This is a genomic window from Burkholderia sp. 28_3, assembly GCF_003253915.1.
Lineage (GTDB): Bacteria > Pseudomonadota > Gammaproteobacteria > Burkholderiales > Burkholderiaceae > Burkholderia > Burkholderia cenocepacia.
On record NZ_QKZF01000004.1, the window covers coordinates 466,628 to 473,019 of the forward strand.

Annotated in this window: 3 protein-coding genes and 2 pseudogenes; 1 reads left to right on the forward strand and 4 read right to left on the reverse strand. The window is 60.5% G+C overall.

Annotated elements, in window-relative coordinates:
* From DFS13_RS12935 to DFS13_RS12950, 4 genes and pseudogenes are all read right to left on the reverse strand, one after another.
* Nucleotides 1-435 carry a hypothetical protein gene (locus tag DFS13_RS12935; protein ID WP_241308754.1) on the reverse strand — a complete coding sequence of 145 codons (435 nt, stop codon included), beginning with the start codon at nt 433-435 and terminating at the stop codon, nt 1-3.
* A gap of 90 nt (nt 436-525) precedes the next feature.
* Complete coding sequence (locus tag DFS13_RS12940; protein WP_181461611.1) at nt 526-1,539, reverse strand: LPD7 domain-containing protein; 1,014 nt, start codon at nt 1,537-1,539, stop codon at nt 526-528.
* A gap of 74 nt (nt 1,540-1,613) precedes the next feature.
* Nucleotides 1,614-3,461 (reverse strand): PriCT-2 domain-containing protein, encoded by a 1,848-nt coding sequence (locus tag DFS13_RS12945; RefSeq protein WP_111441790.1) that lies wholly within the window; start codon nt 3,459-3,461, stop codon nt 1,614-1,616.
* Nucleotides 3,458-4,690 (reverse strand): annotated as a pseudogene (locus tag DFS13_RS12950) (type IV secretory system conjugative DNA transfer family protein); the annotation flags it as partial. The pseudogene DFS13_RS12950 and the gene DFS13_RS12945, both read right to left, overlap by 4 nt.
* Between DFS13_RS12950 and DFS13_RS12955 the strand changes: the two are divergent.
* A pseudogene (locus DFS13_RS12955) lies at nt 4,683-6,139 on the forward strand (IS3 family transposase); the annotation flags it as partial. The pseudogenes DFS13_RS12950 and DFS13_RS12955 overlap by 8 nt on opposite strands.
* Between the last annotated feature and the right edge of the window lie 253 nt (nt 6,140-6,392).

The following is a 6,392-nucleotide window of genomic DNA, read 5'->3' on the forward strand; positions in this document are numbered from 1 at the left end:
TCAACGGCTCCATCGGTCCAGATTGGTTTGCAGCAACTGTGCGACAAACCGCAGATGTGTGAGGATTACGACGCGCGAGTGCTCCCAATCGGACACGTGATGGTCCTCGCCCGTGTTGCGAGCAAGCTCACCCAGCCGCGTACGAATCGCGGCGAGCTGCCGATTCGATTCCGCAAGCAGCATCATCTCCCGGTTTCCCAATTGCGGCTCGCCGGTCAGATGAGCGCGAATTAACGCAGCAATCCATCGATTTGCGGTGAAACCCAGAACATGGGCCAGTCCTTTGATACATTCCAACTCGGCCGGCATAAGGCCTACGCCGATTCGTACAAACGGCTCACTTGGCGCCGAAAGTACTGCAGACGTGTCGGGCGGCTCATGGGCGATGTCCAGTGCTTCGGCCACGAGCCGCCTGATCCCCTCACCGGCGCTCATCCCGTTCTGCACACATCGTGCCTGCCACAAGGGCTTTAGCGGACCCAGTTCGACCGCAATGCGCGCTCGGTTTCGCGATCCCATGTTCGTCTACCGTTCGCCAGGCAACGGCATGGCGGGCGCCTGATCGATTTCTCGCGACGGGGCAGACGATTGCCGGTGTTCGACCTTTTCCGCTCGCGCGGACGGTGCCGCCGGATCGAACACGCGAGGTCGGGGAAGCTCGACACCCTCGGCGTGAAGCGCGTCGAGCATGCGCACAGCGCGACGCTTAACACGATCGACCGAACGATCACTGAAACCCTGCTCGCGCATGGCCGCCACAATCACGGCGAGATGAATCCCATCGTCCTCCCATTTCGCGTGGCGCACCGATGCATCCACGGGACGGGCCGGACTCTCGTCACGGACACTCCCAGGCGCTGAGATCGCCGCTGCTTGTGGCTGCAGCGCAAGATGCTCGGAATCGCGATCGCGCGTGTGTTCAGTTGGCCCGTTCAACTCAGCAAGGCGTGCGAGGTCGGCAGGCTTCGGTGTGTACCCGCTTACCTCAATACCGATTGAAGCGGCCTGCAGCCATACTTCGCGGCAAAAAGCGCCGTGTCCCGACACGCGAATGCGCGTCCACGCCTTCGCCTGCACCAGATCCATCATGGAAGCAACAATGTCTGTATGAGTGTGCGTCGTGACGAGATATCGCCCCCGATCCTCGAACGCCAGCGAGTATGGGGCCTCCTTCAGGAAATATTGACCGCCGGCGCGCAGGTAGCTTCGCCTAACTCGCTCTGGCGCGTCTGCGATTTCCGTGAACTTCGGCACCGAATTTATCGCGCCGGTATCGGACACACCATCCGTGCCTGCATCGTCACGCCCCGCCTCGAAGCGGCTGCCACCAGCCTGCTCTCGTAGCAGGGCGCGCGCCGCATCAAACTCGCTGCACCGACGCGCAAGCATTGCGAGGTAGCTGAATTGTTGTGCCGGAAAGCGGTCCGACGGACGACGTCGCGCTATGTCGACGTCCGCAGTCCATTTAGGCTCGATGGCGTTCACGGCGAAGTCCGCACTAGGTGCGAAAAGCGCCGGCGACTGGGTATCATCCATCATGTACCTCACCGGTTATGCGTCGCGCAATGCTCAGCTGCGCGGCGTCACCATCCATATTGCGCATGACCGAATCGCTACCGCTGCGGGTCGTCGATATCGCCACGCCCGTCCACGCGTGACCTGGCTTGCGCGAGCGCGGCCGCACGTGCAGCTTTCACGCGCGCCCATGACGCTGCATGCAGTGCGTCGAGCTTCGCGTCCATGCCGTCGAGCCCCATTTCCCGCGCAGATTTTTTCAGTGACGCAACCGCCCGCTCAAGCTGATCGCGAGCCCGGTCCCACGGGTAGAGCTTCGCGCGCTCACCTTCGTAGACAATCTGTACGTCTGCGCCGTTTAGGCGATGGTGCTCGTCCATCCACCGTAACCGGTCCGACACGAATGTCATCTTTCCCTTCGCATGAAACACCACGCTGCGTGGTGCCACCTCTTGAACAAGGAAATGCTCGGTATTGAGCACCTCCCCGCGATAGGGACCTCCATTCTCTCGTGGTGTGGACATCCTCAATACAGCCCCAAACCGCCGCTCGGCCGCCACCTTGACCTCCGTGGGCACGGCGTCGAGCCCGTATATGGGTTCGCCCATCGCATGACGTGGCCCATGGTTCGAATGCTGCCCGTCGTCCGTGGTTTCGGTGACTGAGCTCGCCGCCGGTTCGTGGGTGAAAGCCTGTTTCCCTTCCTCCGGAGTACCAGATGGCTGCGTCGACGCGCAATCACCGTCCGAGCGGTCGGCCTCGGCGTGCCGGCGCACGTCGTCCGCCCCCGTGCCCTTGTCCGTCTTCCTCGATCCCATATCTGCGTCTCCCGTCAAGTAAAACGACATACCCTCGGTTTGCGTCCGGCTCGCCTTGGCGTCAGTCGATGTAGGCGCCGGTGTCTCCAGTACCGCACGCCGCAACAGCTCGCCGACCGCCTCCTTTCCCTCGAGCACCGCCATATCGTTAAAGTCGGTCGGCAACTGATTCGCAATATGCGCCCCTGATGCGAACCGAGGAACGACCAGTCGTGCATGGACATTGCGCGCCGCATGCTCCGCATGCGTAAATCCAGCACCGAGATCGGCCAGAATCACAAGCGCATCCTTTGGGTGCTGCGCGCGCCATACCGTAGCCACTTTGGATAAATTTCCGCTCGACAAAGCCGCAAGCGTGCACCACCCTGTCGCCTGCCATGCGGATACGGCAGTGGCCACACCCTCGGCAATCAGCACCGGCAAGCACGCGTCGCGTCGATGCTGTTCGGGCGTAACAGACCACCAGCCTCCCGCCTTCGCACCGCCTGCCAGCGATGATTTACGCCCTTCGCAATCGATCAGCTCGAGTGTCGAAATCTGGTGGCCGATACGAACAGGCACGATCAACACACGTCCCAATAGAGCAGTGTCATTGGATTTCGGGACATAGCCGAGCAGCACATGCAACTCTTCTGCTTCAAGCTCGCGCAAGGTAGGCAACGGCGCAATCTGCTTGCGCGCCAGATAAGGATGGTCAGGTGCCACCGGTCGTGCCCAATTCCAGATACTTAGCGCCTGTCGAGCGACTGCGGCGCGGCGCGCCCGGCGCTTGCGCTCGAGTGAGGCGTCGGCGCCCACAATGGGGGCATGCGCCGACGCGGACCGCGCCGCGCGATCGCCAAACGCGCGCGAGCCGGCCAGATCGAACCCATGCTCGCGGGCAAGCCAAAACAACGACGCAAGCGTGATCGCCCCACTTTCGCTCGCCGAGCGCCATGTCGCACGCGCCGATCGTGCATCGTAATTCGGCGCGGTCTGGCTCCATGCATCCCACAGCTCAAAACCTGCCTCGCCAAGCCCATGCTTCACGGCGAACGCCATGTCGACCCATGTCGTATAGTCGTCAGCCGGAATCGTCGCCAAAGCAGTGCGCACGCGATCCGCCTCACTGATATATGCAACGCTCACTGAACACCACCACTTGCCCGGGCGACGGGGCTCGGGTCGCGCTTGCGCGCGCCCGTCTCAGTATCAGTCATGCCATCTTCGCCGCGCGCCAAACGACGTGCGGCGCGCGCTACGTCGTCAGCCGGCACTCCCAGCAGCGTGAAATGCCGATCCACATACGCGGCTGCCTCCTCGCAACTGACATTGTCCAGCGTCTGCGGCAGCTCGCGCAGATCCCAGGCGTGTACAAGTTCCAGATAGTCCGCTCGCACATGCGTCAGCTCGCCCGTCTGTTCATCGACGTCGTCATCGCTCAGTTCGCGCAGCCGCTGCTCGATTTGTGCACTAAATCGCACGAGATCAAGTGCAGGCACCGCCGGCGCGTCCATTACCCGTGAAGTAAATGCACGATCGCGCCAGTAGCAGATCCGGTCTGCCAAAATCGGCTTGGTATTTTCGAGAAGAATGATCTCCTTGTCGCGATCGAGCTCCTTGATCTCCTGCGGCAACATCAGCGCACGACGTTGATCGGAAAAACTCTCGGTCGCACCGCCGCGCGCACCGAACATGCCATTCGATCGGCTCGTGGTGCGCGATCGCTCCGTGCGCGTGCCGAGCATCTCGGAGTAGGCATTGGCGTCCTTCTGTTCGCGCGGGGCGAAGAGAATCTGCATCGCGTGATTCGTGACAATGGTCCTCGCGTCAGCTCGGCCATAAACAGACTCGAGCTGCGAGTCGGACTGCACGATCGAGAGCAGGCGCAAGTTGTAGCCCGCCATATAAGCCACCGCACGCGCGATAATCTGGATTTTTCCGATTGCCGTCATCTCGTCGAGCAGCAGTAGGCATTGATATTTCAGTGCCGGATTGTCCTCTGCCAACTCCTTCGTGTTCAAATTCACGAGCTGCGAGAACATCAGATTCATCAGTATCGCCGCTTCACTTAAGTGATCGGGCGTCACGCCAAGATATACGGACATCTTGCGGCGTCTGACGTCTCGCAGATCAAAGTCGTTCGCACTCGTCGCCGCGTCAACAATCGGGTTGGCCCAGATCGTCAGTGGCGCATTAAAAGTGGCCAGAATGCTCGCCAGAACCTTGTCGTCATTCGCGAGGAATCGATTCAGTGCATCAATACAGGCGCGGCTCAAGTACTGTCGATGCTGTATAAGCGTCCGGTTTAAGTAGGTTTTGACGGGCATACCATTTCCCGATGATTGCCGCAGTACCTCGCCCATTGTGATCGGATATCCTTCGCGCAAGAACTTGGCACGGTGGTACCGTGCGTTCGTTGAGGCTGGCGATTTGCCGGCGGGCTATCGCCGCTCCAGGCCACGTTACTCCACCGAACAGAAGCAGATCGCGGTCGAGCACTATTTGAGTCATGGCTGCAATTTTGCCGGGACCACGAGAGTACTGGGGTATCCGTGCCGCGCAGTGCTGGCCGCGTGGGTCTACGAGCTATGCCCTGATATTCGGAAACGTCTTGTCAGCAATGCTCGGAATGTGCCGTCGTCGCCAGTGTTGAGGCAGGCAGCGGTCATTGAGCTGTGCACCAGAGACGAAGGTGCACGCGTGATCGCGGAAAAGATAGGCGTGAGCAGGCCGACGCTATACAACTGGAAAAATAAGCTACTCGGTCGAGAGGCTCCGGCATCCATGAAACGCCGTAAGAATCTGGCATCGGCCCCCGGGCCGGCAGAACTGGAGCAGCAGCTGGAATCGCTTCGACGCGACATACGGCAGCTGCAACTCGAACGCGACATCCTGAAGAAGGCCAATGAACTGTTAAAAAAAGCCTGGGCATCGACCCGCGGCTCCTGAGCAATCGGGAGAAGACGACGCTGGTTGATGCCCTGAGACAAATCCATGCACTGCCAGAACTGCTCGCCGTATTGGGTCTTGCCCGCAGTTCCTACTTTTACCATCGCGCCCGATTGCTTGTCGCTGACAAGTATGCTGGCGTGCGTCGCGTCATCACGAACATCTTCGAACTCAATTACCGTTGCTACGGCTATCGCCGGATACGCGCGGCACTCGGTAAGCAGCAGGTCTTCATATCGGAGAAAGTCGTTCGACGTTTGACGAGGCAAGAAGGCTTGGCCGCTGGCAGTGCCCGCCGGCGTCGCTACGGCTCCTATCAAGGCGAAATAGGCCCCGCGCCAGAAAACCTCGTCAATCGCGATTTCCAGGCGGCAGCGCCGAACAAAAAGTGGCTCACCGACATTACGGAATTCCAGATTCCAGCCGGCAAGGTGTATCTATCGCCCGTGATCGACTGCTTTGATGGGCTCGTTGTCAGTTGGTCGATCAGCACGCGTCCGGACGCCGAGCTTGTGAATACCATGCTCGACGCAGCGATCGAGACAGTGGCCAACAGCCAACACCGGCCAATGGTCCACTCCGACCGCGGTGCGCACTATCGCTGGCCGGGGTGGCTCTCACGGATGCGCGATGCGAAGCTGATTCGCTCGATGTCGCGCAAAGGTTGCTCGCCCGACAATGCGGCATGTGAAGGTTTCTTCGGCCGATTGAAAACGGAACTGTTCTATCCTCGGACCTGGCAGACTACAAGCATCGAGCAGTTCATCGAGGCGGTCGATTCTTACATCCGCTGGTACAACGCCAAGCGGATTAAGATCTCGCTTGGCTCACTGAGTCCGCTCGAATACCGGGAGCGCCTCGGGCTCGCGGCATAAACCAGTCCAAGATTCTAGCCGCACCCCCCAAGGCGGACATTTGAGAATGGCTTTGACAATCCCGGCCCCTACTGTGTATTCGGCGCTGCTGTCCGCCGCCGCGCGCGCAAACGATCTGTGCCAGAAGCCGGCTTCTATGTGCCTCATGCCGCCCCCCCTGTCACGGGGCGGCGCTATGGAGCCAATGCGGGGTCGGCATAAGGGCGCCACTTGAGGGGCGGCACATAGGCGCCAGTCCAAGGGCGGCGTAATG

What these genes read in the sequence shown, in the direction of transcription:
- DFS13_RS12935 (WP_241308754.1), bottom strand. Translation starts at nt 435, where the DNA reads ATGAGCGCCGGTGAGGGGATCAGGCGGCTCGTGGCCGAAGCACTGGAC.
- DFS13_RS12940 (WP_181461611.1), bottom strand. Translation starts at nt 1,539, where the DNA reads ATGATGGATGATACCCAGTCGCCGGCGCTTTTCGCACCTAGTGCGGAC.